At 68.1% G+C, this 25,852-nt stretch carries 21 protein-coding genes; 6 read left to right on the forward strand and 15 right to left on the reverse strand.

Annotation, left to right across the window (positions count from 1 at the left end; translation table 11 throughout):
• Positions 1-13 precede the first annotated feature (13 nt).
• From IP91_RS23650 to IP91_RS26560, 5 genes are all read right to left on the reverse strand, one after another.
• Entirely contained in the window at positions 14-2,851 is a 2,838-nt protein-coding gene (locus tag IP91_RS23650; protein ID WP_145652639.1) for an ATP-binding protein, read from the reverse strand.
• Positions 2,852-2,854: 3 nt separating this feature from the next.
• Entirely contained in the window at positions 2,855-3,643 is a 789-nt protein-coding gene (locus IP91_RS23655; RefSeq protein WP_145652641.1) for a hypothetical protein, read from the reverse strand.
• A 4-nt stretch (positions 3,644-3,647) separates the two neighbouring features.
• The gene (locus tag IP91_RS23660; protein WP_145652841.1) at positions 3,648-5,006 is read right to left on the reverse strand and encodes a hypothetical protein; all 1,359 of its coding nucleotides are present in this window, start codon (positions 5,004-5,006) and stop codon (positions 3,648-3,650) included.
• 210 nt (positions 5,007-5,216) lie between these two features.
• Positions 5,217-5,969 carry a DUF3108 domain-containing protein gene (locus tag IP91_RS23665; protein ID WP_145652643.1) on the reverse strand — a complete coding sequence of 251 codons (753 nt, stop codon included), beginning with the start codon at positions 5,967-5,969 and terminating at the stop codon, positions 5,217-5,219.
• A 71-nt stretch (positions 5,970-6,040) separates the two neighbouring features.
• Positions 6,041-7,177 (reverse strand): DUF3108 domain-containing protein, encoded by a 1,137-nt coding sequence (locus IP91_RS26560; protein WP_145652645.1) that lies wholly within the window; start codon positions 7,175-7,177, stop codon positions 6,041-6,043.
• A 159-nt stretch (positions 7,178-7,336) separates the two neighbouring features.
• On the opposite strand from IP91_RS26560, the gene IP91_RS23675 reads away from it, so the two are divergent.
• Complete coding sequence (locus tag IP91_RS23675) at positions 7,337-8,002, forward strand: PhaM family polyhydroxyalkanoate granule multifunctional regulatory protein (RefSeq protein ID WP_145652647.1); 666 nt, start codon at positions 7,337-7,339, stop codon at positions 8,000-8,002.
• 4 nt (positions 8,003-8,006) lie between these two features.
• Here IP91_RS23675 and IP91_RS23680 read toward each other — a convergent pair whose 3' ends face one another.
• The 5 genes from IP91_RS23680 to IP91_RS23700 form a co-directional block, all read right to left on the reverse strand.
• Positions 8,007-9,713, reverse strand: a complete 1,707-nt coding sequence (locus tag IP91_RS23680) for a tetratricopeptide repeat-containing response regulator (RefSeq protein ID WP_145652649.1) — start codon at positions 9,711-9,713, stop codon at positions 8,007-8,009.
• 28 nt (positions 9,714-9,741) lie between these two features.
• The gene (locus tag IP91_RS23685; protein ID WP_145652651.1) at positions 9,742-10,467 is read right to left on the reverse strand and encodes a sensor histidine kinase; all 726 of its coding nucleotides are present in this window, start codon (positions 10,465-10,467) and stop codon (positions 9,742-9,744) included.
• Between the two features lie 107 nt (positions 10,468-10,574).
• A complete protein-coding gene (gene mnmC1 / locus IP91_RS23690) occupies positions 10,575-12,245 on the reverse strand; it encodes an FAD-dependent 5-carboxymethylaminomethyl-2-thiouridine(34) oxidoreductase MnmC1 (RefSeq protein ID WP_371860647.1) in 1,671 nt (556 codons plus the stop codon).
• Positions 12,229-12,807, reverse strand: coding sequence for a DNA-3-methyladenine glycosylase I (locus IP91_RS23695; RefSeq protein WP_145652655.1), 579 nt, complete (start codon positions 12,805-12,807; stop codon positions 12,229-12,231). Before IP91_RS23695 ends, mnmC1 begins: the two co-directional genes overlap by 17 nt.
• Before the next feature lie 65 nt (positions 12,808-12,872).
• On the reverse strand, positions 12,873-14,237 hold the full coding sequence (locus IP91_RS23700; protein WP_145652657.1) for an HD-GYP domain-containing protein: 1,365 nt from the start codon (positions 14,235-14,237) through the stop codon (positions 12,873-12,875).
• A gap of 176 nt (positions 14,238-14,413) precedes the next feature.
• On the opposite strand from IP91_RS23700, the gene IP91_RS23705 reads away from it, so the two are divergent.
• Positions 14,414-14,887, forward strand: coding sequence for an OsmC family protein (locus tag IP91_RS23705; protein ID WP_145652659.1), 474 nt, complete (start codon positions 14,414-14,416; stop codon positions 14,885-14,887).
• A gap of 78 nt (positions 14,888-14,965) precedes the next feature.
• On the opposite strand, the gene IP91_RS23710 is transcribed toward IP91_RS23705, so the two are convergent.
• Positions 14,966-15,616 carry a DUF4142 domain-containing protein gene (locus IP91_RS23710; RefSeq protein ID WP_145652663.1) on the reverse strand — a complete coding sequence of 217 codons (651 nt, stop codon included), beginning with the start codon at positions 15,614-15,616 and terminating at the stop codon, positions 14,966-14,968.
• 228 nt (positions 15,617-15,844) lie between these two features.
• On the reverse strand, positions 15,845-16,363 hold the full coding sequence (locus IP91_RS23715; protein ID WP_145652665.1) for a winged helix-turn-helix transcriptional regulator: 519 nt from the start codon (positions 16,361-16,363) through the stop codon (positions 15,845-15,847).
• Positions 16,364-16,628: 265 nt separating this feature from the next.
• Here IP91_RS23715 and IP91_RS23720 point away from each other — a divergent pair, with 265 nt between their 5' ends.
• Entirely contained in the window at positions 16,629-17,417 is a 789-nt protein-coding gene (locus IP91_RS23720; RefSeq protein WP_145652667.1) for a response regulator transcription factor, read from the forward strand.
• Positions 17,418-17,625: 208 nt separating this feature from the next.
• Here the strand turns inward: IP91_RS23720 and pnuC are convergent, their stop codons facing one another.
• Positions 17,626-18,192: a nicotinamide riboside transporter PnuC gene (gene pnuC, locus IP91_RS26565; protein WP_259772469.1), complete on the reverse strand. Its 567-nt coding sequence runs from the start codon at positions 18,190-18,192 to the stop codon at positions 17,626-17,628.
• Positions 18,193-18,375: 183 nt separating this feature from the next.
• On the opposite strand from pnuC, the gene IP91_RS26570 reads away from it, so the two are divergent.
• Both IP91_RS26570 and IP91_RS23735 read left to right on the forward strand, forming a co-directional pair.
• On the forward strand, positions 18,376-19,389 hold the full coding sequence (locus IP91_RS26570) for a hypothetical protein (RefSeq protein WP_229474916.1): 1,014 nt from the start codon (positions 18,376-18,378) through the stop codon (positions 19,387-19,389).
• A 93-nt stretch (positions 19,390-19,482) separates the two neighbouring features.
• A complete protein-coding gene (locus tag IP91_RS23735) occupies positions 19,483-22,716 on the forward strand; it encodes an ATP-binding protein (RefSeq protein ID WP_145652673.1) in 3,234 nt (1,077 codons plus the stop codon).
• Between the two features lie 143 nt (positions 22,717-22,859).
• Here the strand turns inward: IP91_RS23735 and IP91_RS23740 are convergent, their stop codons facing one another.
• Positions 22,860-24,257 (reverse strand): tetratricopeptide repeat protein, encoded by a 1,398-nt coding sequence (locus IP91_RS23740; protein WP_229474918.1) that lies wholly within the window; start codon positions 24,255-24,257, stop codon positions 22,860-22,862.
• 297 nt (positions 24,258-24,554) lie between these two features.
• Here IP91_RS23740 and IP91_RS23745 point away from each other — a divergent pair, with 297 nt between their 5' ends.
• Entirely contained in the window at positions 24,555-25,157 is a 603-nt protein-coding gene (locus IP91_RS23745) for an O-methyltransferase (RefSeq protein WP_145652675.1), read from the forward strand.
• Between the two features lie 6 nt (positions 25,158-25,163).
• On the opposite strand, the gene ligK is transcribed toward IP91_RS23745, so the two are convergent.
• The gene (ligK, locus tag IP91_RS23750) at positions 25,164-25,847 is read right to left on the reverse strand and encodes a 4-carboxy-4-hydroxy-2-oxoadipate aldolase/oxaloacetate decarboxylase (protein WP_145652845.1); all 684 of its coding nucleotides are present in this window, start codon (positions 25,845-25,847) and stop codon (positions 25,164-25,166) included.
• Positions 25,848-25,852 lie beyond the last annotated feature (5 nt).

Consider the following 25,852-nt stretch of genomic DNA (forward strand, 5'->3'; position numbering starts at 1 on the left):
GGCGACTGGAACCTCAGGCGGCTTTTGCGGTGTCGGCCGGATCGTCCTTGCGCCGCTGCAGCACGAAGATCGGCTGGGCCCACTGCGTGTCCTTCTTCTTCTTGCTCGTGATGAGCGTGAGTTCGGAAGGATCGTAGACGTCCGTGTTGTGCGTCAGCGGCGTCGTCATCAGGTACTGGGCATCGGTGTTCTTCAGGAACTCGCCGACCAGCTGGATGTTGCGGATGTCCAGGTGGGCAAACGGTTCGTCGATGAACACGAAGCCGCCCGAACCTTCGTCGGACTTCAGCAGGCCGATCAGCAGCACCAGCGACTTCATCACCTGCTGGCCGCCGGAGGCTTCGCCGTCGTTCATGCCGATCACGCCCTTGCCGTCGAACTTGAAGCGCACGTGCAGGCCGGCCTGGGCCAGCAGCAGGTCGTCGTTCTCCAGCTTCACGGGGTCGGCATGGACCTCGATCTTGGCCAGTTCGCCCAGCTCCTTGATGTTCTTGGTGTACTGCTTGATCGTGTAGCGCAGCCGCTCGATGTAGGCGCCGCGGGCGTTCCCCGTCGCTTCGATCGCGCGGTTGTTCTGGTAGCGGCGTTCCTCCGTTTCCGATTTGCGGGACGACAGCTGCTCGCTCAGGCGCCCGTACTGGTCGATCACGGTGGCATCGAGCTCCCAGTCGTCGCGCGCCAGGCTGGCCTGCAGGCTGGCGATGCGCAGGTCCACCTGGTGCGCATTGTGGTGCTGCGCCACGAGGGCCTGCCGGCGCGCCGGACGGCGCCAGCCGGCCGGCAGGTGCTTCCATTGGCGGCGCAGTGCCAGCAGTGCACGGGCGTGGTCGGAGCGCTGGTCGAGCATGCGCTTGTAGTTCAGGCGCATGCCGGCTTCCGCTTCCGAGAGCGCCATGCGCGCGCCGTTCCACGCGCCGTCGGCACGCGTGCGCGCCACCGTGGCGTTCTTCATCAGGCCCTGCAGCTCGCCCAGGCGGGAACCCACTTCCAGGCGTTCCGAACGCAGCGGCACGGCGGTACGCGCCGCCTCGTCGAATTCATCGGCACGGGCGGACAGCTCCTTCACCGCATCCACGCCGGCCACGCGGGCCTTCAGCGCGCTGGTCTCGGCGGCCAGCTTGCTGATCTGCAGCGTGAACTTGTCTTCTTCCGCTTCCAGCGCCGGCAGGTTGCGCGCGATGGCTTCCTGGCGCTGCGTGCGGCCGGCCGAACCGAAGCGGTAGCGCGACACTTCCACGAACAGCGAGCGGCCGCCGCGGCGTTCCTTGTGGTACGCGTCCGGCGTGATCCATTCCTCGATGTTGCCGAGCTTCGCGCCCTCTTCCACCGAATCGACGCGCGTGATGCGCGACAGCTGCTCGATCAGCCATTCCGGGGCCCGCGCGGAAAACCGCACGACCGACAGCAGGCTGGCGTTCTTCGGCTCGTGCGCCTTCACGCATTCCGGCACGATGAAGTGACGGTAGCGCTCCTTCTCGGCCAGGCGATACGCGGCGGAGGCGTCAGACGCGTTCTCCAGCAGCACCACGGACGCGTAACCACCCAGTACGCCTTCCACGGCGCCCTGCCACTTCGGATCCGTGACCTCGACGATATCGGACAGCATGGCGTGCGGGATGTTCGCATCGCGCAGCACGCGGCGCATCTGGCGCACATTGTCCGGCTCCGGCATTGCCGTCTTGCCCTGCAGCGCGGCGATGGTGGCCTTGTCGGCCGCGATGCGCGACGACACGGCGTCACGCGACGCGCGCAGCTTGCCCAGCTCCGCTTCCTTCGCTTCCAGCTGGACGGCGATGTCGGCCACGTCGGCGCCGGCTTCGCTGGCCATCTTCTGCAGGCGCGACTTCTGTTCGATCAGGCTGTCCAGCGGCTTGATCTTGGCGTTCAGCGCGGACAGGCGGTTCTGCAGGACCGTCGACTCCTGTTCCAGCAGCGTTTCCTGCTGCTGCGCATCCTGCAGCAGCGCCGCGTGGCGTTCCACCTCGCGGCGGCGGTCGGCGATCACCTGGTCCACCTGCGACAGGGGCTTCTTCGACTCGCGCAGCTGGCGGCCGATGTTGTTGGCCTTCTCGCGCGCCTCGTGGTATTCCAGCGACGGCAGCACTTCTTCCTGCAGGTTGCGGCGTTCCTTGTGCAGGGTTTCCCACTGGTGGTAGTTGGCCACGCGCAGGCGCAGCCCTTCCAGGTTGGCGCGCGAGCCGTCCAGCTCCGCCTCGAAGCGCTTCAGCTCTTCTTCCGTGTCGCGCTGGTGGCGCTTCGCCTCGTCGTACGCGTCCAGCACTTCCTTGTCGCCGAACACCTGGAACACCAGGTCCAGCAGCTGGCGCGGCGCGTATTCGCACAGCTTGTCCGTTTCGCCCTGCTCAAGGGCCAGAACTTTCGCCATCGCCGGCGACAGGCCCGCATTGGCAAGGCGTTTGCGGTAGTTCTCGACACCGAGCCAGTCGTTGGCATCGGTGACTTCCTCGATCTCGACATTCCCGGGGCGCATCAGGTACTGGCGCTTCCAGTCGCCGCCGTTCTTCTGGATCTGGCAGAACAGCGTGACTTCGTCCTCGGCAAAGAAGCCGCTGGAGCGGAACGGCCGGTTCGACAGCTGCCGGCCCACGGCGCTGTTGTCGACGACGGCGCGCAGCCAGGCGCTCTGCTGCCCGGAGTGGCGCGCGTAGTGTTTATAGGTGCGCCCCATCGAGCAGTCCAGGCCGAACAGCGTGCGCAGCGCGTCGAGCAGCGTGGTCTTGCCGGACCCGTTCTGGCCGGCGATCGTGATGATCTTGGCGTCCAGGGGAATGTTCTTGATGCGCTGCCAGTAGTCCCAGTGGACCAGCTCCAGCGATTTGATGTGAAACATGGATCAGCTCCGGTTTTCTGGTTCGTCGGCGGCGGTGTCGTCGTTCGACGATGCGGCGGCGGTGGCATCGCGGATCGCGGCGGCCACTTCGTCTTCCGCCGCCTCCACCGCGGCTTCCGCTTCATGCGCGGCGGCCAGCACGGCGCGGGGAATGTGCACCACCTGGGCCGGCGCGCGCTTGAACACTTCGGCCAGCGCGCCGTTGATGATGCGTTCCTTCAGCAGGTCCGTGTCCATCAGCAGGTCCAGCAGCGGGCCTTCGACGAGGATGTCGCCGCGGCGTTCGATGAAGCCCAGCTTCGACAGGATGCCCAGGTTCATGTCCATGCGCGTCTTCTTGCCCAGCTTGTCGCCGAAGTCGGCCAGCAACGCCTTGTACGGGATGCCGATCGACGTGTCTTCCGCGCGCGGCACGGGCTTCTCGTTGCCGAACATGTCGTCCTGGTCGTCGTCCGCATGCTGGTGGGTTTCCTGCCGCTCGCGCTTGGGCAGGATGATCAGCGCCCACAGCACGACCAGCAGCGCCACGCCGTCGCGGGCCAGGCCGAAGTTATTGTTCTGCCACGTGTCGCGCGCGCCGAAGATCTTCGGCTCGATGGCACGGTGCAGCGCCAGCGTGACGTGGTCCGCATACACGTTGTCGAGCAGCTTCAGGCCGGTGGCCAGCAGCCGCGCATCGACCTCCTGGCGGAACAGTTCGTCGGACAGCGCGCGCTTCACGAGCTTGTCGTCGCGGCGCAGCGTCTGGTGCGTCAGCAGGCGCGCGATCAGGATCTGGGAATCATCATTCATCGGGTCAATTCTCTTCCTTGCCGCTTTCGGTCGAATCGGGGGATGGCGGGGGCGGTGCAAACAGCGACAGGCTGGCCAGCGACATCGCGGCCACCTCCATGTCGTCCAGCTGCACCATCATGTCGGTGGGCGCGAACTGCAGCGGCAGGCGCGCCAGGTCGGCCGTCGCGCCCTGCAGGCTTGCTTCTCCCTCATCACCCAGCAGGGGCAGCATCGAGGCGCGGTAGGATGCGACCGCGAAGCTGGCCGGCAGCAGCGCCTCGTGCACCTTGATGTCGCGCGGCGACTCGTCGGCGATGCTGGGGAAGTTGTTCAGCGTGGCGAAGTCGGACAGGCGGGTCAGCCAGTCGTCCAGCTCGCGCTGCATCGGGTGGCCTTCGTCCATCGTCAGCGGCGCGTTCTCGCCGGACGGCAGGCCGCCCACGGCGCTGGCCACGCGTTCGGTCAGCAGCTCCGTCTCGGCCACGTCGATCATCTCGGCCGGCGTGATGAACAGGGGTTTCACGGGCTGCTCGATGGCGTCTTCCGCCAGCGAAGCCAGGTCGCTGTGGGCCAGCAGCCAGCGCTTGATGTCGGTGGTCGACAGGCCGGACTGGCCCAGGTGCACGCGCTGCCGTTCGATCTGGTTCAGCGCGCGCGAGAACATGCCCTGCATGTTCAGCAGCGAACTCTGGGCGCGGCCGATGGCCTGCGCGGCACGCTGGGTGGCCGCATCGGCATTCTCGTCGCTGGTGATGGCGCGCAGGATCTCCGAGCCCTTCTCGACCCAGTCGCACGCCGTGTGCCATTTTTCCTGCGACTCGCGCAGGCGGAACTCGGAACCGGAGGCGATCGCGTCGCGGAATTCCTCCGTCAGGTCGGTCAGGCGGCCCAGCAAATGCTGCAGCTGCTCGACCGTGACGCCGCCCACGGCCTGGGCACCGGCCACCTGCGACAGCAGGAAGCCCATGCCGGCGTCCTCGTCTTCCTGCTGGCCGAGGCCGAGCAGGCCGTCCAGCGCGGAGAGCACGTTGCGCGCCATCGGCGTGACGCGGTAGACGCCCTGCTGCGCATCCCAGGCCAGCAGCTGGTTGGTACGCAGGCGCATCAGCACCGTTTCCAGGCTTTCCGGCAGCAGGTAGGCGAGGCGGGTGTTGATGTCCGCTCGGGAGAAGGCGGTGGACGAGGTGTCGGTCGCCAGCTCGCGCAGCACCAGCAGGCGCACCAGCACGCTGTCGAAGCCGCCGTGGAACAGCGCCGTGAACACCTGCAGCAGCGGCTGCGCGCGCTTCAGGTGGAAGACCTGCTCGATCTCGTCGACGGCGACGTGCGGCTGGAAGTGCGCCTGGAGCGAATCGGGATGCAGGGCATCCTGGGCATCCATGGCATGGTGGTCGGTAGCCGAGGCTGCGCTGGCTGTCGCGTTCGAAGAATGACTCATTGCGCTCCGGGTAACTGGCGTCCTGATGCAAAGCTGACAAGGCTCGTGGACTCAGGCGGGGGCGTCAGTATACCAGTTCGGGGCGTGGCTTCGGAAACCGGGGACAGACCCCTGTTTTGAAGAAATTTCCTGAAAACAGGGGTCTGTCCCCGGTTATTTTTTGCTGATCTTCTCGAGCAGCTGCTCGAACGAGTCGCCGTCATCTTCCGTAAACACCAGCCGCACGGGATACCACTCCTGCGACGGCGCCAGCCACAGGTCGACGCGCTGGCCCTTGTCCTTCTTCGGTGGCGCCTTGGTGAAGTGGAGGGCCTTCAGTTCGCCCAGGCCGGTGCGGATGGTTTCGGTGCCGACCACCTTGAAGGTCCACGTGTCGGCGCCCCGGCGGCCAGCCACGAACAGCTTCCATTCGGAGCCGGCCGTGAACCTGTCCGGCGCGGCGCGGGCCAGGGCGGCCAGCTGCCAGGCGGCGCTGCTGCGGTCCTGCTCGCCGCCCCTCAGGGGTGCGGTGTCGTCGCTGTCGGCGAACGCGATGGTCTTCGTGTCGCGCCTGAACGTGGTGGTGCTGGCGCCCTTGCGGAGGCGCTTTTCGTAGTACGTATCCGGCGCCAGGCCGTAGGCATCCACCGCGCCTTCGCTGCGGTACTCCAGCACCTTGCCGAACAGGCCGGAGCGGGCTTCCGTCACCAGCAGGTATTTGCCGCCGCCCTGCTGCCACGTGATTACGCCATTGCCGGTCAGTGGAATGCCGTGGTTATTGGCCTTCACGGTGTACGTGAGTTCCGCCGAGGGCGGCAGCTCGAACGGGCGCTTGACGCTCGGGTGGTCGTCCTGCGCGGCAGCCAGCGGTGCCAGCGGAAGCAGTGCGGCCAGCGCCAGGGCGCCCAGGGTGTACTTCTTCTTCATCGATGTGCTTTCGTTGGAATCAGTGCAGGTGCTTATTGCAGATGATTATTGCAAATGATTAGTGCAGGTGATCAATGCAAGATCGTCGTGACGGTCTGCGTGGTGACGGCGCCATTGCCTTCCGTATTGCGGATCTGGACCGGATACCAGTCCAGGCTGGGCGCCAGCCAGATATCGAGCCGCGCGTTGTAGCTGCCCGGCCGCGGCGGCCGCGCCAGCCGCCACGTGACGAGCCGGCCCATCTTCGTTTCCAGTTCCTCTTCGCCCACCAGCTGGAAGCGGTACACGGTGGCGCCGCGGTCCTCGCCCACCTGGATGTCGATGTCGCCGGCGAACTGGTTGACGTCGCCCCGGCCGATGGCGGCCAGCTGGAACGGCACCGTGGCCTTGTCCTGCGCGCCCGGTGCCAGCGGCGCGCTGGCCGTGCTGGCCGAGAACGTGATGCGCTTGCCGTCGTGGTCGAAATGCGTGGCCGTCATCGACCGGCTGCGCCGCTTCTCCGTCGTCTTCACGGGCGCGATGCCGGCATCGTCGATGGTGCCCTCGCTCGTGAGATTGAGCAGGTCGACCCGCGCCACCAGCATGCTGATGCCCACATCCAGGCCAACCTGGTAGGTACCGCCACCCACCTGCCAGCGCATGTCCGCCACGCCGTTCCATTTGGTGCCGTTCGCATCGGTGCGCTTCACTTCCAGCTCGAAGCGGGCCGATGGCGGCGGATTGACGCGGAAGCGCCGCCCGGCGGGCAGCGCCGATTCTACCGCCGGCGGCTGCGGCGCGGCGCCGGCTTGCGGCGGCGGTGGCGTCACTGCGGGTGCCGGCGGCGTGGCGACGACCTGCGGCGCCGGTGCCGGCGCGGGCTCGGCGAGCGCTTCCTCCAGCGGGGCAACGCCCTCTGCGGAGGGCTCGGCGACGGGATCGGGCGGCGGTGCCGGAGCCGCGGGTGGGGCGTGGCGCGGCGCTCGGCGCACGGGTGCGGCTTTCGGCGCCGGTTCTGCCTGCGCCTGCGCCTGCGCGACGGGAGGCCGTTCCGGCAGCGCCAGGCGCAGCTGGGCACCCACGGTCATCGGCCGCATCGGCTCCTGCGGCCGCTCCGGCGTGCCCAGGCGGTTGCCCAGCCAGTCGATCGTCACGTAGTGCAGCGCCAGCGTGGCCGCGCACAGCACCGCCACCCGGCGCTGCCGCGAAAGGAAGGAAACGATCGTCATGCCCGCTAGTGTAACGGTTCCGACTGCGGGACGCAGCCGTGCGCCGGAGGCGGATTTTGCCGTCAGGCGGCCGTATCTGCTACGCTAGGCGAAGCGGTGCGCCACGCATCCGGCACAACACGCGCCGCTAGCGCGCCAATACCCACTCAGGAGACAGCCATGAGCACACCACAGATGCCCCCTATTCCCGGTGCCGCCGTGATGACGGATACGCTCGATTTCGTCAAGAACCTGTGGGGCAGCATGGGCGTGCCCGGCCTGGCCACGCCCACCCTGTCGGTCGATGAGCTGGACAAGAAGATCGCCGACCTGAAGGCGGTGGAATCCTGGCTGAACCTGAACACCACCATGCTGCGCAGCAGTATCCAGGCGCTGGAAGTCCAGCGCGGCACGCTCGCCACGCTGAAGTCGATGGGCCAGACGCTGGCCGATTCGCTGCAGCAGAAGGCCGACCGGCCGGACAAGTCGCTGTTCGACGCCAATCCGTATGCCGCCGCGTTCTTCCAGCACATGGAAGCGGCGCAGGCGGCAGGCAGTACACCACCGAAGCCGCCGGCCGCAAAGCCGGAACCCGTGCCACCCGCCGCGCACGGCCTGCCGAAACCGGACCTGGCCAGTGCCGCCGCCGCGCAGATGGCCAATCCGGCCGCCTGGTGGAACCTGCTGCAGGAGCAGTTCACGCAGGCCGTGAGCTCGGCGATGGCCACGGACGGCAAGCCGGGCGGCGCCGCCGCACCGGGCGCGGCCCGGCCGGAAGAAGCGAAAGCGGCAGCGGACCTGCCGCGCAAGCCGGCGGCGCGCAAGCCGTTGCAGAAGAAGGAGTGAGCGCCTAGCCGGCCGCCGCCTCGGCATCGAACTCCGCATCGAGTTCCTCGGCCGTGGTGCCCGGCACCAGCGCCTGCAGCTGTTCGACCAGCAGGGCGAACCGCTGCTGGCCCGGTGCCAGTTTGTCGACGTGCATCAGCACCGCGTTCGCCTCCAGCATCAGCGCCTCGTCGTGGCCGCTGTGCTGCATCAGGTTGATCAGCATCTGCGCCGAGTTGAACAGGATGCGCATATTGTCCGGCAGCCGCGCGCGCGATTCGCGCATCCACGCCACCGCTTCCACCAGCTTGCCGGTCTTCCACAGCAGTACGCCCTGGTTCATCACCTCGGACGCTTCCTTGCGCGCGACCGCGATCAGGTCGACGCCCTCCTCGCTCATGCGCGCCCGGTCGAACAGGCGCTGTACTTCGTCCACCAGCACCTGGTTGTCGTGGTTGTTGCGCACCACGTGGCACAGCAGCTCGACCGGTGCCTCCTTCACGCCCACCGCGAACAGAAGCGTGGCCATCTCGATGCAGATGGCCGTTGGCGGCCGCTCCGGATCCTTCTCCAGCAGCGCCGCCAGCTCGTCGCCGGACTTGCGAGCGCGGCGGAAATCACCGCTCTCGTGGAAGACCAGGCCTTCGGTGATCTTGCTGCGCAGGAGTACGTGTTCGTCGGTGAAATCGCGCTGCGCCACGGCCAGCAGGCGCAGCGCCTCCTTCGTGTCGCCCTTCATGCCGCACACGCGCGCCATGCCCAGGTAGGCATCGACGGTGCGGCGGATCGAGTACTCGCCGATCGCCATGCACTTGCGGAACGCATGCTCGGCCAGCGGGATATTGCCGATGCGGAGCGCCGCGTTGCCCAGGCTGCGCTGGCGCGGCACGGAGTTCGGCGACAGCTTGGCCGCCTTGCCCAGCACGTCGCAGGCATCCTCGTGGCGGCCCATCAGCTCGAGCGCATGGGCCAGCTGGTCGTAGGCGTCGATATAGAAACGGTTTTCCGCGATCACGGCCTGGAACATCTGGCGTGCCACCTCATGGTCGCCATTGGCGAGGCGGATCCTGCCCAGGCCCGCGCGGGCCCAGTTGAACTCGCGCTCCTCCAGCAGGCGTTCGTAGACGAGGCGCGCCTTTTCCGTTTCGCCGGCCTTCAGCAGCAGCGTGGCCTTCATGCGCATCAGGTCGATCTCGTGCACCTTGTGCCGGGCGATCTGCGCGTCGCACAGCTTGGCCGCGCGCAGGTAGTCCTTCTCGATGTAGGCCGCGTCGATCTGCTGGAAGATCTGCTTCTTGTGCCACACCCGGTTCAGCCGCGTGAGCATCACGCCTTCCGTGATCGGCTTGATGATGTAGGCATCCGGCTGGTGTTCGGCCGCCCCCATCACGGATTCCACGCTCTTCTCGGCCGACACCATCAGCCACACGCTGCTGGGGACCATCAGGTTGCGCACGCGCGCTTCCTCCAGCACCTGCTGGCCGTTCTTGCCCTCGCCCAGGTTGAAGTCGCACAGCACCACGTCGTAGTGCAGGCGCGCGAGCAGCGTCATCGCCTCGCCACCGGACGAAGCCTGGTCGATGTGCCGCGCCCCCAGGTTGCGCAGCGCCTCGCGCAGCAACTGGCGGATGCCGACGAAATCGTCGACCACCAGGTAGCGCTTCTCGCTCCAGTCCACGCTGGCGATCTCCGCCACCGGGGCGCCGCTCGCGGTGATGTAGGTGCTGGTCATGGCGTCACCGGAATCATCATGGCAAGGGTCATGGCAAAACCAGCACGAAGCGGCCGCCGCCCAGCGGTCCGCCATTCTCCAGCCCGATGCTGCCGATGACGTCACTACCGCCAGCGTGACGGCGCCGGTGCATCTTCGCCACTTCGCTGGCAAAGAACAGTCCCAGGCCACTGCTGTTGGTGAGGAAGTTCACGCCCTGGCCCACCGCCGCGCCGGCCTGCAGCATCGACGGCGGGAAGCCCATGCCGTTGTCCTCCACGGTGCATTCCAGCAGCCCGTCGCGCTCGAAGATGGCCAGGCGGATGCGGTCGCGCGTGTAGCGCACGGCGTTGTGGATCGCGTGCGCCAGCACGCCGATGACGAGGTCTTCGTCCAGTGTCCACAGCAGGTCCGGCGGGAAGTCGACTTCCAGCGTCACGCCCTTCGACGCCAGCAGCACGCGCGCCTGGCTGGCCACCTGCTGCACCAGCTCCTGCACGGGCACCGTGTTCGGGTCGAACGGATACGTCGGCTTGCCCACCTCCTTGTACAGCGCCAGCAGCTGCATCAGGTTGTCGGACAGGCGGCGCGTCTGGTACAGCATGTGCGCCAGTTGCGGGTAGGCGGGATCTTCGGCCGGCGCGCCGGGCGCGGCCGGCCGGTCGAGCAGGTTCTCCAGCGTGCCGCCCAGCACGCTGATGGAATTCTTCATGTCGTGCACCGTGGAAGCCAGGAACACGAACAGCTCGGGGGAACCGCCTTGATCTTCCGTCATCACTCCGCCGTTTGCGCTGTTACGCCTGATTACAGAGCGGCAATTATATCGGCGCACTCCCGGGAAACCGGACTTTGTGGCGCAAATCGCAAGCGATTCGGCCACATTTATGGCGCGCCTGCGACACTCCGGCGCCGCGCCTTCAGCAGGAAGCGCCCGGGATCGAGCGCTGCGACGAGCGTCGCTTCCAGCGGCGGCGCCGCGCCTTCCAGCTGGGAGGCCAGCAGTTCGGCCGCCAGCGGTGCCCAGATCAGGCCGCGCGACGCATAGCCCAGCAGGCCGTGCAGGTTCGGATGGCGCGGCACGTCGCGCAGGCGCTCGGGCTGGCCCGGCGCGGCGTGATCGGGCAGCGCGCCCACCAGCGGCAGGCGGTCCGGCGCCATGCAGCGCAGGCCCACGCGGCCGGCCAGCGGCGGCTCGGCCGGCAGCCGTGCCGCGCCCAGGATGTCACGCGCGCGTTCCAGGTTCTCCCGCTGGCTGGCCGGGTCCAGCGCGCGGTCGGCGCTCTTGTCGTAGGTGGCGCCGACGCTGACGATGCCGTCCACGGCCGGCGTCATGTAGGCCTCGCGGCACACGACCAGCGGCAGGTGCGGCGCGTCGTCCGCCGGCAGGTGCGTGACCTGGCCGCGCATCGTGTACAGCGGCAGGCCGGCCGTCTGCGCCAGGTCCATCGCGCCGGCGCCATTGGCGACGATCACATGCGCGCCCGCGGCGATCACGGTGCCGTCGGCGCTCATCACGAGCCAGCGCTCGCCGGCCCGTTCCAGCCGGATCGCTTCTGCGTGAAAGACACGCTGCAAGCGCGCACCGCAGGCGGCCAGCATGGCGCGGCACACGGAAGCCGGGTTGGCCCAGCCGCCCTGCGCGAACAGCCAGGCACCGTGCGGCGTGCCGGAGCCCAGCAGCCGCGACGCCGCTGCGGCATCGAGCCAGCGCACGTATTCGTCCGGATAGCGCCACGCCTCGGCGACCTCCTTCTGCAACGCCGCGTGTTCGGCATCGCGCGCCAGTTGCAGCACGCCGCACTCTTCGCCAAGGATCGGTGCGCTGCCATCGGCAGCCATACCGCCCAGCGCCCCCCAGCGGCGCAGCGCGTAGAGGTAGGCGGCGCGGGTCAGCCGCGTGGGCAGATTGTCGTCGCGCGACAGCAGCGGCATGAAGATGCCGGCGCGGTTGCCGGAGGCTTCCTGTGCGGGTTCTGCGTGGCGCTCGACCAGCGTGACGTCCCAGCCCCGCGCGCACAGGCGCTCGCAGGCCGCGGCACCGGCCACGCCGGCACCGATGACGACCGCGCTGCGCACCGGCGGCGCGGGCCGTGGCGGCTGCGGCTTGCGGCTCGTGTAGCGGGCCTGCAGCGGAGCGGTTGCGGCCTCCCACGAAAAGCCGGCGGCGCGCAGGCTGCGGCGCCAGTCCTCGTCGCCCGGGCAGGTGACCAGCCGCGCATCGGGCACGGCCAGGCGTGCCAGCGCGCGCAGTGCCGGCAGTGGGAAGGGCACGATGAATTCATCCACCCGCGCCGCAAGCTCGGCGAGCAGCGTGTCGACGGGGCCGATCGCCACGTCGAGGACCGTGCGGCCATCATCGAGTTCGATGCGGTGCAGGCCCGGCACGGCGGTCGGCCAGTGCGATGCCAGTTGCGCCGGTGCCGGCGGGAGGTGATCGAACAGCGCGATGTAGTGCAGCCGGCCGCCCTCCCCGCGCGCCTGCGCGAAATGTGCGAAATGGGCGCCGTCGCCGAAGCCCAGGTCGAGGATGACGCGGTCAGCCAAGGCGCGCACACTCCTCGTGGCGGAAGCAGGCGGCATCGTGGTCGTTGACGATTCCGATGCCCTGGAGGTAGGCGTAGACGATCGTCGAACCGACGAACTTGAAGCCCCGCCTGGCCAGGTCCTTCGAGATGCGGTCGGAGAGGTCCGTTTTCGCGGGACGGTCGGCCGGCGTGGCGATGTGGTTGCACAGGGGCTTCCCCTCCACCCAGTCCCACAGGTAGCCATCGAGCGTCTGCCCTGCCTCGCGCAGCCGCAGGTAGGCCTGCGCATTGGTGATCGCCGCGGCGACCTTCAGCCGGTTGCGCACGATGCCGGGATCGGCCAGCAGCGCCGCCACCTTGTCCGGTCCATAGGCGGCGATCTTCACGGGGTCCCAGCCGTCGAAGGCCAGGCGGTAGGTGGCGCGCTTGTTGAGGATGGTCTCCCACGACAGCCCGGCCTGCGCGCCTTCCAGGTTCAGCATCTCGAACAGGCGCCCTTCGTCATGGCATGGCACGCCCCACTCCTCGTCGTGGTAGGCGAGATAGCGGGGGTTGGCCGGATTGGCCCAGGTGCAGCGGACGATGGACATGGCGGGATCCGTGGACGAAAGCCGCCAGTATAGAGGCTGGGCGCGCGCCCGCCGCGGCGGGCGGCTTACAGTTCGAGCCGCGCGACGGCCGCCACGAGGGCGTCATAGCAGGCCGGATCGAGCGCCGTGCCGACCGTCTTGCCCATCATTTCGAGCGCCTGCGGGATCGGGATGGCGCCGCGGTACGGGCGCTCGGCCGTGATCGCATCGAAGATATCGGCCGTGGTGATGATGCGCGTCTCCAGCGGGATGTCGACCGCATGCAGGCCGCGCGGATAGCCGGTGCCATCGAGCTTCTCGTGGTGCGCGCCGGCGATGCGGGCCAGCTCGCGGAAGGCGCCGATGCGGCCCAGGATCGTTTCCGTGTATTCGGCATGCAGGCGCACCGCTTCCCACTCGGCGCGGTCGAGCGAGCCGGCCTTGTCCAGCACGCTGTTGCTGACGCCCAGCTTGCCCACGTCGTGCAGCACGGCGCCGCGGCGCAGCCAGCGGCGGTCGCCTTCGGACATGCCCAGCTGCTCGGCGATCATGTCCGTGTACAGCGCAACCCGGGCACTGTGCCCGCTGGTGTACGGGCTTTTCGAATCGACCACCTGGCCGAAGGCGGTGGCGATATCGTCGAGGTAGTCTTCGTCCAGCGGCACCGCGTGGCCGGACGGCTCCAGCGCCCGCACGGCCGCGTCCACGTCCGGGGAGGCCAGCACGCGCCAGAATGCTTCATCGGCCGCGATGGCATCGAAGGCCGCCACCAGTGCCGGATCGAACCACTGGCCGGACCGGGCGCGCGCTTCACGCAGGGCCGCCGCACGGCCGTCGGCGGTATGGAACACGTCGATCACCTGGGCCAGCAGAGCGATGCGCGCATACAGCGGAATCGCTTCGCCCGTCAGGCCGTCGGGCCGGCCGCCGCCATCGAAATGCTCGTCGAGGCTGTAGATGCCGTTCGCCACGCCGTCGGAAAAACGCAGCAGGCGGGCGATGTCCGCGCCCCGTTGGCAGCGCGTGGCGATCAGTTCGTCGGTGATGCGCTTGCCGTCGCGCAGGATGGTCAGCACGCCGCGGAAGCGCTCGGCCAGGCCGGCGTTCAGGCCGGTGTGCTTGAGCACGAACGCCAGCACCTGCGGCAGGCTGGTGCCGATCGTCTTGAACTCGCGCTTGAAGGACAGGTCGTCCGTCAGGTACAGCTCGCAGATGCGCGCCGCATTGCTGCTGCAGCCCAGGTCCTTCAGCAGCAGCGTGTAATACAGCTCCCACAGTTCATGCTGCGTCATGCCGGCGTGCCGGCCGATCGCCATGCCGATCCAGCAGGCGCGTACGCAGTGCCCGGCGGGCTGGCCTTCGGTGATGTCGAGCGCATAGCTGAGCGCGCCGATCAGTTCGGAGAGCTGCAGCGACGATGCCTGGGGCTGGCCGGGATGGGAAAGTTTCATTGCACACCAGAGTGTAGACGTACGGAAACTTATTGTACGTGCGGCGGTGCGCGGCGGCACGCCGGGTGCCGACTTTTTGCCGCGCCGCGCAACACTCGGGACGGAAAGTTGGCCGTAATGTCATCCTGGCTTTGCACCGAAGGTAAGATGACGTTTCGTCATCTGCGGAGGTGTACATGCAATTCGAAGCACGCCTGGAATGGCAGCGCAACGGCCATCCCTTCCTGGACCAGAAATACAGCCGCGCCCACGAGTGGGTCTTCGATGGCGGCCTGCGCGTGCCGGCGTCGTCGTCGCCGCTGTCGGTGCCGCTGCCGATGTCGGTGGCCGACAATGTCGATCCCGAGGAAGCGCTGGTGGCCGCCGTGTCCAGCTGCCACATGCTGTTCTTCCTGTCGATCGCGGCAAAGAAGGGCCATACGGTCGAAAGCTACATCGACAACGCCGTGGGCCTGCTGGAAAAGCTGCCGAACGGCCGGCTGGGGATGACGAACATCACGCTGCGCCCGGACATCGCGTTTGCCGGCATGGCGTGGCCCAGCGAGGAGGAGATCGCGGCCATCCACCACGAGGCGCATGACAAGTGCTACATCGCCAACTCGCTGCGCTCGGAGATCACGATCGAACCGGCCATCGAGCCCGAGCAGTAGGCGAAAAAAAGGCCCCGGCCGGAGCCGGAGCCTGTCTGCGGCGAGCGCTGCGCGCGCCGCGCTCACTTGCTCACTTGCTTACTTGGTTGGATTCGCCGGGCTGGCCGGGTTGTCCGTATTGCCGCTCGACTGCTGCTGCGTGCCGATCTTGTCCTTGTTCATCGGCATGGCGGAGCCGCCCGTGCTGCCGCTGTCGCTCATGCCCGAGCTCTTGCCCTTCATGCCGGCAGCCAGCTTCTCGACGTGGCCCATGTGCTGGTCGATGGTCGGCTGCAGCTTGGCGGCCAGGCCCTTGACGTCCGCATCCTTGGCGCTCTTCTGGGTCTTCACGACCAGCGCATGCGCCTCCTTGTGGCTCTTCACGCCGGCCATGTCGATATAGGCCTTGTCGAATTTGTCGGCCGGGGTGGCTTCCAGTTTCTTCGCCATGGCCTTGTGCTTGGCATCCGGCTCGCTCGGCAGCGTGACGTTCTTGGCCTGCGCCACGGCCTTCACTTCGTCCAGGCCCTTGCCGTGGTCATCGACCATCTGCTGGGCAAATGCCTTCACTTCCGCGTTCTGCGATTTCTGCAGCGCGATCTTGCCTGCATCGACTTCCGCCATGTTGGCGATCGCCATGTCCTTCAGCGCCTTTTCATCGGCTTTCGCCAGCGATTGTGCATAAGCCGTGCCCATGCCCATCAGGACGGCGAGCAGCGGTACAGCCAGGTATTTCTTTGCCTTGTTCATGTTTTCTCCCTGTATCTTCCAAACTGCCAATATGCAACAAGTAACCGCAGCATCGATTCGCTGCAGCAATAAAATTGCCGCTTCCAGAACCCTTATTATTTTTTTAAGTTTAGAAATGCATTCTACGGGCGTCGATGGAAGAGTGACGCACTACAGGGAAAAGTTTGCAAATGGAATGAAAACCGGCCGCGCGAGGCGGCCGGCAAGGTAGAGCACGGTGCCGAAAGATCAGTTGGCGCTGGAATGCTTCACGAACGGCACGCGCTGGCTGGCTTCACGCAGGCGGGTACGCATCAGTTCCGGTGCGGCCGGACCGGGGGCGAACATGTAGTCCTCGTCGCTGATGGTGCGGCCGCTGCGGGCATCGACCAGGATCTGCTCGGCGGGCTGGCCCGTTTCCCGGTGCACCACCAGCAGGCTGGCGCCTTCCGGCGCCAGGTGCTCGTTGCCCCAGGCCACGAAGGCCAGCAGCACGGGCTTGAAGGCCCGGCCCTTCTCCGTGAGCAGGTACTCATAACGGGGCGGCCGGGCGCTGTACTGGCGCTTCTCCATCAGGCCGCCCGCCACCAGCCCGGCCAGCCGCCGGGTCAGCATGTTCGGGGCGATCTTCAGGCTTTTCTCGAACTCGTCGAAACGGGTCAGGCCGTAGAACGCATCGCGCAGGATGAGGATGCTCCACCATTCGCCTACCTTCCCGAGGCTGCGCGCGATCGGGCATGGCATCTGGCCAAAGTCGGTATGCTTCATTATTCCTCCACAAGTGTTCAAATAAAAATCGAACGTGCGCAACAGGCTCTGTTTTACCCCATAAATTAGCGCCGGAAACTATCGAATAATCACCGACTGCTTAAAAGATCAGAGCGTGCGACACATGATCCGGCAATACCGGCAAGTCCTTGATTTCACACGTTTGCGCGCCGAGAAAAAACCATCGCGCGAGGAGAAAACGGTCAGCGGGCCTTATATGCAGGCATAATGCGAAGGCATAATCAAACGTCGTTTTTTAGCCCTCATGTACCTGACCACCGATGCCACCGTGCGCGACATTCTGATCGTGGATGATTCCGCGTTCGAACAGCGCATGCTGGCCGACCTGCTCAGCGAAATGCCGTACCGCGTGGCCGTCGCCTTCAATGGCGAGCAGGGCTACCGGCTGGCCCAGGCACGCCGGCCGGACCTGATCCTGCTGGACGTGCGCATGCCCGACATGGACGGCTATGCCTGCTGCCGGCTGCTGAAGGCCAATCCCGCCACGCGCGACATTCCGATCATCTTCGTCAGCGGCATCGATTCGGCGCAGGAGCGCATCAAGGGCCTGCAGCTGGGCGGCGTGGATTTCGTCAGCAAGCCTTTCACGCCGGGCGAACTGGCCGCGCGCATCCATGTGCACCTGAACCTGATGCGGCGTCCCGACGCCATGTCCGTCCCGGGCAGCGAGCCGGCCACCTCGCCCGATCCGGAAGCGGTGACGGTGCGCGCGGCGATGCGCCTGATCGCCGACAACCTGGGCGCCCTGCCCGCGCTGGCCGAGATCGCCCGCAGCGTGGGCACCTACCGCGAAAAACTCAGCCAGCAGTTCCGCACCCACACGGGGCAGACGGTGTTTGCCTTCGTGCGCGAACAGCGCATCACGCGCGCCATGCAGCTGCTGAAGGAAACCGACTTCGACGTGCAGCACATCGCCCAGCTGGTGGGCTTCCGCAGCGCCGCCAACTTTGCCACTGCCTTCCGCGCCCGCACCGGCCAGTCGCCCAGCGCCTACCGCGTCGGCGGCACGGCGGGCGACCACCAGACCTCCTAGTCTGGATTTCCCCGTCGCCCGCTCCCGCCATCGATGCGCTGGCGGCGGCCGTCACGGGCGCCTTGCTGGCACTGCTGCGCCCTGTGCAGCCGGGGGGGGCGCCGGCCTGGCCTGGATCGCGGGCCGCTTCTGCCCGGGCGTGAAGGATGGCCAGCCCGTGACGGCCTGGACGCAGATGCAGTACGCCTTGGGTGCTCGAGTAAGCGGCTCAGCCGGGGCCGGCGCGCTTCATCTGCCGGTTCCACCACCACCACGACACGATCGCGTTGACCCAGTAGGCCGCATACAGCACGGCCGTCAGGTACAGGCCCCGGCTGGCATACAGCGGCACCGAGATCGTGTTCACCAGCACCCACACGGCCCACGTTTCGATGCGCCGCCCCATCAGCAGGAACTGCGCCACCACGGAGAACGCCAGCACGGCCGAATCGATGAACGGCGCGTAGGCATCCGTGAACTCGCGCAGCATCAGGCCATACGCCACGGTGGCGGCGATGCCGGCCAGCGCCAGTCCCGCCAGCGTCTTCGTGCTGGCCGACGTGATGGGCAGCGCGCCGCCGCCGGCGCCGCGCAGCCACTGCACCCAGCCCGCCACGCACGTGAGGATGAAGAACACCTGCAGCGCCACGTCCGCATACAGCTGCACGCCGTAGAACAGCAGCGCGAACATGGCACAGCCGACGATGCCGGTCCACCACGAGTGCACATTGTTGCGGCCGGCAAGGACGATGGACACGGCCATCACGGCGTTCGCGGCAATCTCGAGTGGGGACACAAAAGTTTCCTTTGCGGCAAAGTTTCGGCCATTGTCATGCAATACCCGCAAGATTGCAAACGGCCATTTGGCCCCGCGCCGGCCATCTGATACCGAAGTGAGCCGATACTGGTCTGTTGCCACCGGGACAGAACTCCGATACTGGCAACACGTCAATTCACTGCCGCCTTCCGGCCCACCGCAATGTCGCTGCAACTGCTTCCTCCCTCCTCCGGCCGTGCCGGCCGCCGTTTCGATGGCGTGCTGCCGATGAACACCGCTTTCCGCACCGGCGACATCCTCGTTGCCGGCAACGGCCTGTATTTCGCCACGCTGCGCGCCGATGGCACCTTCGCCGTGTTCCGTGGCATCGACGACAACGATCCCGCCGCCCTGCTGTGGAGCAGCGGCCGGCCGGGGGAGACGGGCCCCTACTTCGCCATCGTGCAAAGCGACGGCAACTTCTGCGTCTACCGGGAGACGGGCGACGAAGGCAGTGGCTTCGGCTGGCACTGGGGCAGCCAGATGACGGCCAAGGGCAACGCGTTCTACGGCACCATGCAGGAGGACGGCAATTTCTCCGTCCGCAAGGGCCAGGGCCCGGCCGACAGCTGCGGCCTGATCTGGGCCACCGGCGCCACCGACCGGGTCGAGAGCATCGTCGAGGTGCTGCATATCGAATACGACCTGGGCAACGCCTGCGTGCTGCGCACCAGCCCGTCGAACGTGTACAACGAAACCGTCGTCAACTGCGACAAGGACCAGAAGCAGCACCGCCTGCGCGGCACCATCTCCGTGACCACCACGACCGCCTGGAACAACGACATCACTGCCCGCTACAGCGCGGATGCCCATTTCCGCGCTCCCGTTCCCGTGGTGGATGGCGAGGCCATCGAGCTGACCGGTGCACCCACGCCCTTCCTGCCGGATGCCGCCTTCAGCGCCAGCAGCAGCTGGCATTTCGATACGCCGGTGGACGTGGCGCCGAACGCCTCGCTGCGCTCGGCCGTGTCGGTGACGTATTCGACGATCTCGGTGCCCTACGTGCTGCTGGCGGCACTGCGTTTCGAATCGGGCGCGCGCGTGGTGGGCCCGCTGAAAGGCTCGTTCCGCGGCACCAATCCGCACGGCACGCGGGCCAGCTTCGTGCCGCACGACCCGCTGCCGGACAATGCGCGCATGTTCGAACGCCGCCTGCAGGTACGCGCCGGTAACTGACTGGCTGCATCCGTTGCCGGGCCGCGTCAGTCGGCCCCGCGGCCCGCCCCCGGGGGATGATCGGCAAGGTGCGCAGTGCTATAGTGACCGGCTATGAGCACCGACCCGTCCGCCTCTGCCGAATCTGCCGTCGAAGCCGCCGCCGCGGATGGCCGCGTGCTGCTCGATGCGGCCCTGCTGAAGGGGTGGCGCAAGGCGCGCGGCCTGTCGCAGGAAGCGCTGGCCGAGCTGTGCTTCCACCGGCAGCTGTGCGTGTCCATCGCCTCCATCAAGCGCGCGGAAACGGGCAAGGCCGTGCTGTACCGCACTGCGCGGCACCTCGCCGAAGTCTATGACGTGGCGCTCGAACAGCTGCTGCCGGCCGCCGCTGCCAGTGCCACCGCTGGTGCCGGCACCGTCATCCAGGCCAGGCCGGCGCCGGCCGACGATCCCGCCCGCTGGGTCATCCTGCTGCACCTCGAACTGGCCGCCCCGCCGGACCGTGCCTTGGCCGGCCACATCGCCACTGCCGTGCTGCAGTTTGGCGGCCGGCTGGAAGTGCATGGCGGCGCGCGCCAGTGCGCCGTGTTCGGCCTGCCGCAGGCCTACCGCTCCGATGCCGAACGGGCGCTGCGCTGCGCGCTCGAACTGGCGCGCCATGTGGCACCGCTGGGCGGCCGCTCGATCGCGCTGCGGCTGGTGCGCTGGCAGCCGGACCAGGGCATGGAACAGGCTCCCGTGCCGGCTGCCGCGGCGGCACCTGCCGGGGTGGCGCAGCTGCCCGTCCACGTCACCGACAATCTGCTGCCCCAGCTGGACGGAAAATTCGTGTTTGCCGCGCGCGACGAGCACCTGCCGGGCTGGCGCCGCTGCATGGCGGCGGGCGATGGCGATGCGCTGCCGGCGCTGATCGGCCGCTACGCCGAAACGCGCCAGTTCAAGGCATTGGCCGAAACGACGCTGGAAAGCCAGGCCGGCCACATCGTCTACCTGCGCGCCATGGCCGGCGTGGGCAAGAGCCGGCTGGCCCAGGAGTTCGCCGAAATCGCCCGCCAGGACGGCATCGCCTGCCACACCTGCGAGGTGCTCGATGCCGGGGCGGACGACTGGCGCGCACCGCTGGCGCAGCTGGCGAAAAGCCTGCTGGGCTGTGACATGACGGATGCCGGCATCGACGCCGCCATCACGCGCCTGAAACTGCCGGCCGACCTGCGGCTGTTCTACCGCGCGCTGTGCGGCGCCACGCTGGCGCCGGACGATGCGGCGCTGCATGCCGCCATGAGCCACGGCGTGCGCGAGGAAGGCATGGCGCAGGCCTTGAAGCTGCTGGTGCTGCGCGTGGCGCTGGCGCAGCCGCTGCTGATCGCGCTGGAAGACCTGCACTGGGGCGAGCCGAACCTGTTCGATGCGCTGGCCCGGCTGCTGGAAGAGACGCGCGAAGTACCGGTGCTGTGGGTGCTCACGTCGCGCGTCGACGACGATCCGCTGGAAACGGCGCTGCGCCCGCAGCTGTACGACGTGGCGCTGACGGTGTTCGACCTGGGGCCGATGAGCCCCCGCGAGGCGGCCGCGCTGGCCGACCAGTTCGAGCTCGATGCCGCCTTCCGCCGCCAGTGCGTGGAGCGCGCCCAGGGCAATCCGCTGTTCCTGACGCAGCTGCTGGCCAGCCCGGAACACCTGCTGCCGGACAGCCTGAAGCACCTGATCCAGGCGCGCCTGGACGGCCTGGCGCCGGAGCAGGCCCGCGCCCTGCGCATGGCCGCCGTGTTCGGCAACCGCTTCGACCTGGCGCTGCTGCGCGAAGCCCTGGGCGACGCCGGCTACGAGCCGCAGGCCGGCGGGCGCAACAGCCTGCTGCGCCCGTCCGGCAAGGGGGCGTACGCGTTCGTGCACGATCTCGTCATGCAATGCATCTACGACGCGATCGATCCGGCCCAGCTGCGCCGCCTGCACCTGGCCGCCGCCGAAGTGTTCCGCACGCGCGATGCGGCCCTATGCGCGCAGCACCTGTACCACGCCCACGATCCCGGCGCGCTGGACATCATGCTGGCGGCGATCCGCCTGCGCCTGGAGCAGCACGATTACGCGGGCGCGCTGGAACTGGCCAGCCAGTGCAACCGGGCCGATGCCACCACGCTGGCCTCCTTTCCGCTGGCGCTGCTGCGCGGCCAGGCCGCCGCCGGATTGGGCAAGATGGCCGAAGCGCGCCAGTACTACCGCCATGCGATGACGCTGGCCGGCCGTCCGGAGGAACGCATCGAGGCCGTGATCGGCCTGGCGACGGCGCTCAACGTGCTGGAAGAACTGGAAGAAGAGGAGCGCCTGCTGGACGAGACGATCCCGCTGGCCATGTCCACCGGCGCGGAAGCGGCGCTGGGCCGCCTGCTGTACCTGAAGGGGAATATCTATTTCCCGCGCGGGAATTTCGGCGAGTGCCGCCGCTACCACGAGGATGCGGCGCGCTATGCGCAGGCCAGCGACATGGCCGAGACGCAGGCCCGCGCGCTGTCCGGCGTGGGCGACTCCTACTACGCGCAGGGCCGCATGCGCCAGGCGCACCAGATGTTCAGCGAATGCCTGGCCATGTGCGAGCGCCACCGCTACGTGCACATCGAGGCCTCGAACCGCTCGGCGCTGGGGTCCACGCGCATCTACCTGGGCGAACCGGCAGCCGCGATCGACGACGCCATCGGCTCGGCGCTGCTGGCGCACAAGGTGGGCAACCGCCGCGCCGAGACCTTCGCGCGCATGACGGCCGGCTGGGCCCTCGTCGATGCGGGCCGCCTGGCGGAAGCGGAGGAACAGGTGGGCACGGGCCTGGAGCTGGCGCGCTCGATCGGCAGCGCGCGCTTCGACACCTTCCTGCAGGAGAGCGCGGCGCGCATCGCCTGGCTGCGCGGCGACCAGTTCGGCGCCGAGCGGCGCATCCTGAACGCCGTGGCCGACCTGGAAAAGCACCGGCTGCAGAACTTCATCGGCCCCTGGCTGATGGGCACCCTGGCACTGTTCACGCACGATGCCGCCACGCGCAAGCTGGCGCTGTTGAAGGGCGCGGCCTACCTGACGCGCGACTGCCTGGCGCACAACGCCTACCGCTTCTACCTCACCGCCGCCGAAGTGGCGCTGCAGGACGGCGACCTGGTCTCCGCCGGCTTCTACGCGGACCAGCTGGCCGCCTGCGCCAGCGAACCGTGCGCCTGGGTCGACCACCACGTGGCGCTGATCCGCGCCCAGCTGCAAGAGCGGGCCGCCCCCGAAACGCTGCGCACCCTGGCCGCCGACGGCCAGCGCTTCGGCTTCAGCCACACCGCCCCGTCGCTGCGCGCCCGGCTGCTGCTGGCCGCCTGATCACCCGGTTCCTGTTGCAACCCCTGTCCTGGTGCCAGGCACCGGGACAATCCATATTGCAGAGCTCGTGTCCTGGTGCCAGGCACCGGGACATTGTCGGGTTCGTGGCATGGTGCCTGGCACCAGGACACGAACTCGGCAGTTCAACCGTTGCGCTGCAGGACGACGAGCAGCCCGGCGACATCGCTGCCGCTGTCCTGGCGCAGCGTGCAGGGTGCCAGCTCGCGCACCGTGAAGCCGTGGCGCGCGGCCAGCGTTTCGATATACGAAGCGGCGTGCGCATACCGGCCGGAGCCGAGCAGCGTAAAGGTGCCTGCCGCCAGCCGCTCGACCGAGAAGGCGAACAGGCCACCGGCCCGCAGCGCACGGTGCGCCTGCGCGAATAACGCCTCCAGGTCGCCCAGGTACACGAGCACGTCGGCGGCGGCCAGCACATCCCACTGCCGGTCCGCATCGCGTAGGAACGCCACCACGTCGGCGCAGTCCAGCGCATCGTAGATCGCCAGTGCCCGCGCGCGCTCCAGCATGGCCGGCGACAGGTCCACGCCGGCCAGGTGGCGCGCGAAGGGGCGCAATACTGCACCGCACAGGCCGGTGCCGCAGCCCAGGTCCAGCACATCCTTGTCTGCGCGGGATGCGAGATGGCGGGCCAGGCTTTGCGCGAGCAGTCCGGGCGTGCGGTAGCCCAGCACGTCGACGAGGTGCCGGTCGAAGCGCGGCGCGTACTGGTCGAACAGCGCAGCCACGTAGTCCGGCGGCGCCGCCTGCGGCATCGGACCCGCGCCAAGCATCGCCAGCAGGTAGTCGACGGTCGCCGCATCCGCACCGGCCTCGCGCGCCTGGCGATAGGCCGCGATGGCGTCCTCCTTGCGGCCCAGCGCGCGCAGCACGTTCGCCTCGCCCAGCCGCGCCCGCGCATTGGCCGGCGCCACGGCCAGCGCCTGGCGGTAGCTGTCCAGCGCCGCTTCGGCCTGCTCCGCACGCAGCAGGATGGCACCGCGCTGGCACCACGCCTCCACATGATCCGGCTGCGCGCGCAGCACGCGCTCGAAACCCTGCAGCGCCTCCTCCGCTTCGCCCAGCGCCAGCAGCGACAGCGCGGCCCCGTGGATCGCTTCGACATGGCCGGCCCGCAGCGCCAGCGCGGCACCATAGCTGTCCAGTGCCGCCTCATGCCGGCCCAGGCGGCGCAGCGCGTTGCCGCGGTTGCACAGCGCCAGCACGTAATCGGGCTGCAGGGACAATGCACGCTCGTAGCTGGCCAGCGCCGCCTTGTCGTTGCCCGCATCCTGCAGCGCGGCGCCCAGGTTGCAGTGCGCGATCGCGCGGCTGCCATCGAGCGCGATGGCACGGCCGATGAGCGCCAGGGCCCGCGCCACGTCGCCACGCTGGCGCGCCAGCACGCCGGTCAGGTGCAGCGCATCGAAATTGTCCGGATCGGTCTGCAGGACCTGCGCGTAGAGCGCTTCGGCTTCGGCGAAGGCACCGCGCTTGTGCTGCGCCACGGCCTGCTTCAGGAGGTGCGTGAGGGTGTCGGTCATGATGGCCGCATTAGAGCACAGCCTCGGGTCCGGCCGTCAAACGCCTGTCATATTGGCCGGGCAGAATACGCCTGCTCTGTGGAGAGGGCGACATGGCGGCGCGAGCTGCCACTACCGGCGCCGGCGGTCGGGAAATATACCGGCACCAATTCATAGGAAGCCCAGCAAAGCGCAGACGAAGCGCCGTGGCGCGCAGCCGCGGCGCTTCGTCATTGCGTGCGTCATTGCGTTCATCAACCGCGTTGGCACTCGCGGCCCGCTCTGGCAGCATGTAGGTTCATTCACGGAGGAGCGCCCATGGAACCCGCACTGCACCAGCTGCTGGAAGAACTCGAACGATTCGGCCTGCAGAACGATGCGGGCATCGACCGCGCCAGCGCCGAACGCCCACTGCGCATGCTGAACATCACGCGCGACACGGGCGAATTCCTGGCCGTGCTGGTGCGCGCCACGGGCGCCCGGGCGATCCTGGAGATCGGCACCTCGAACGGCTACTCGACGCTGTGGCTGGCCGATGCGGCGCGCGCGCTGGGCGGCAAGGTGACGACCGTGGAACTGCTCGATGCGAAATTCGCGCTGGCGCAGGAGAACTTCCGGCGTGCCGGCCTGGCGGACCGCATCGACGCGCTGCAGGCCGATGCCGGCGCCGTGCTGCGGGACGCCGCCGAAGGCTACTACGATTTCATCTTCCTGGACTCGGAGCGTTCGCTGTATCTGGACTGGTGGCCGGACATCCGGCGCGTGCTGCGGCCCAATGGTCTGCTCGTCGTCGACAACGCGGTCTCGCACGCGGAGGAGATGGCCGACTTCGTGCAGTCCGTGCGCGCGGACGGCTTTGCCTGCAGCCTCGTCCCGGTCGGCAAGGGCGAGTTCCTGGCGACCCGCGGCGGCGCCGGCTGACGCCGCTCAGTCCAGATACGTGAGGCCGGCTTTCGCCAGCGGCTCGCGCATGTTGTACATGTCGAGCCCCAGCACGCCGGCCGCCAGCCTGGCGCGCTTCTCGCCCTCCAGGTCCTCGCGCTTCTGCGCCACGTCGGCCACGCGTGCCGCATCGCCGGCCGGCACGACGACCACGCCATCCTCGTCGGCCACGATGACGTCGCCCGGATGGACCAGCGCGCCGGCACACAGCACGGGGATGTTCACGGAACCCAGCGTGGCCTTGACCGTGCCCTTCGCGCTGATGCACTTGCTCCAGACCGGAAAGCCCATCTCGCGCAGGAATTTCACGTCCCGCACGCCGGCGTCGATCACCAGCGCCTGCGCGCCACGCGCCTGGAAGCTGGTTGCCAGCAGGTCGCCGAAGAAGCCGTCCGTGCAGTCGGCCGTCAGCGCGGCCACGACGATATCGCCCGGCTGGATCTGCTCGGCCACGACATGCATCATCCAGTTGTCGCCCGGGTGCAGCAGCACCGTGACGGCCGTACCGGCGGCAGCGGCGCCCTGGTAGATCGGCCGCAGATAGGGCTTCATCAGGCCCACGCGGCCCATCGCTTCGTGGATGGTGGCGCTGCCGAACTGCGCCAGATGGTCGACGGCATCGCGGTCGGCCCGCTCGATATGGCGCTTCACGACGCCCAGCTGGTTCATCGATG

Origin of the sequence: Pseudoduganella lurida (genome assembly GCF_007830455.1) — a bacterium.
Classification (GTDB): domain Bacteria; phylum Pseudomonadota; class Gammaproteobacteria; order Burkholderiales; family Burkholderiaceae_D; genus Rugamonas; species Rugamonas lurida.

Bases quoted from the DNA above. Each gene is read 5' to 3' on its own strand.
- IP91_RS23700 (WP_145652657.1), bottom strand. From the start codon at position 14,237: ATGAAACTTTCCCATCCCGGCCAGCCCCAGGCATCGTCGCTGCAGCTC.
- IP91_RS23715 (WP_145652665.1), bottom strand. From the start codon at position 16,363: ATGAAGCATACCGACTTTGGCCAGATGCCATGCCCGATCGCGCGCAGC.
- IP91_RS23685 (WP_145652651.1), bottom strand. From the start codon at position 10,467: ATGACGGAAGATCAAGGCGGTTCCCCCGAGCTGTTCGTGTTCCTGGCT.
- IP91_RS23740 (WP_229474918.1), bottom strand. From the start codon at position 24,257: ATGACCGACACCCTCACGCACCTCCTGAAGCAGGCCGTGGCGCAGCAC.
- ligK (WP_145652845.1), bottom strand. From the start codon at position 25,847: ATGAACCAGCTGGGCGTCGTGAAGCGCCATATCGAGCGGGCCGACCGC.
- IP91_RS23675 (WP_145652647.1), top strand. From the start codon at position 7,337: ATGAGCACACCACAGATGCCCCCTATTCCCGGTGCCGCCGTGATGACG.
- IP91_RS23745 (WP_145652675.1), top strand. From the start codon at position 24,555: ATGGAACCCGCACTGCACCAGCTGCTGGAAGAACTCGAACGATTCGGC.
- IP91_RS23710 (WP_145652663.1), bottom strand. From the start codon at position 15,616: ATGAACAAGGCAAAGAAATACCTGGCTGTACCGCTGCTCGCCGTCCTG.
- IP91_RS23660 (WP_145652841.1), bottom strand. From the start codon at position 5,006: ATGGATGCCCAGGATGCCCTGCATCCCGATTCGCTCCAGGCGCACTTC.
- IP91_RS23695 (WP_145652655.1), bottom strand. From the start codon at position 12,807: ATGTCCATCGTCCGCTGCACCTGGGCCAATCCGGCCAACCCCCGCTAT.
- IP91_RS23720 (WP_145652667.1), top strand. From the start codon at position 16,629: ATGTACCTGACCACCGATGCCACCGTGCGCGACATTCTGATCGTGGAT.
- IP91_RS23735 (WP_145652673.1), top strand. From the start codon at position 19,483: ATGAGCACCGACCCGTCCGCCTCTGCCGAATCTGCCGTCGAAGCCGCC.
- IP91_RS26560 (WP_145652645.1), bottom strand. From the start codon at position 7,177: ATGACGATCGTTTCCTTCCTTTCGCGGCAGCGCCGGGTGGCGGTGCTG.
- IP91_RS23650 (WP_145652639.1), bottom strand. From the start codon at position 2,851: ATGTTTCACATCAAATCGCTGGAGCTGGTCCACTGGGACTACTGGCAG.
- IP91_RS23655 (WP_145652641.1), bottom strand. From the start codon at position 3,643: ATGAATGATGATTCCCAGATCCTGATCGCGCGCCTGCTGACGCACCAG.
- IP91_RS26570 (WP_229474916.1), top strand. From the start codon at position 18,376: ATGTCGCTGCAACTGCTTCCTCCCTCCTCCGGCCGTGCCGGCCGCCGT.
- IP91_RS23665 (WP_145652643.1), bottom strand. From the start codon at position 5,969: ATGAAGAAGAAGTACACCCTGGGCGCCCTGGCGCTGGCCGCACTGCTT.
- IP91_RS23680 (WP_145652649.1), bottom strand. From the start codon at position 9,713: ATGACCAGCACCTACATCACCGCGAGCGGCGCCCCGGTGGCGGAGATC.
- IP91_RS23705 (WP_145652659.1), top strand. From the start codon at position 14,414: ATGCAATTCGAAGCACGCCTGGAATGGCAGCGCAACGGCCATCCCTTC.